1 protein-coding gene is annotated in these 423 nt (G+C 38.1%); it reads left to right on the top strand.

Features of this window, described 5'->3' with window-relative positions:
• Positions 1 to 90: 90 nt before the first annotated feature.
• A partial coding sequence (locus AZ602_RS09660; protein WP_146025240.1) for a transposase occupies positions 91 to 423 on the top strand: 333 nt, incomplete at its 3' end.

Genomic DNA, 423 nt, shown 5'->3' with positions numbered 1-423 from the left:
GTTAGTCTTTGTAGAGACACAAACCGAAACCTTTGCAAAACTGCAAAAAATCCTCTAAATTCTCATTGACACGAATTTAGAGGATTTTCTATGAGCAGTTTCTTTCAGCAATCAGCCTATGCCTTAATCAGTCAGTATCCAAATGATTTTCCTTTGCTCAAAATCCAATATGTATTGGATTGGCATGCGATTGAACATATTCTCAATAGCAAAAAAGCACGTTATATTCGCGACAATGGCGGACGTCCATCTTATCCGCTTTTATCGATGTTTAAAGCAGTATTGTTGGGACAATGGCATAGTTTGTCCGACCCAGAGCTAGAGCGCAGTTTAATTACACGCTTGGATTTTTTCTTGTTTTGCAACTTTGACGAATTGAATATTCCAGACCATAGCACATTGAATCGTTTTCGCAATTGGTTG

The sequence above is a fragment of the Moraxella sp. RCAD0137 genome (genome assembly GCF_002894025.1).
Classification (GTDB): domain Bacteria; phylum Pseudomonadota; class Gammaproteobacteria; order Pseudomonadales; family Moraxellaceae; genus Moraxella; species Moraxella porci.
This window is presented reverse-complemented; position numbering and strand designations above follow the sequence as displayed.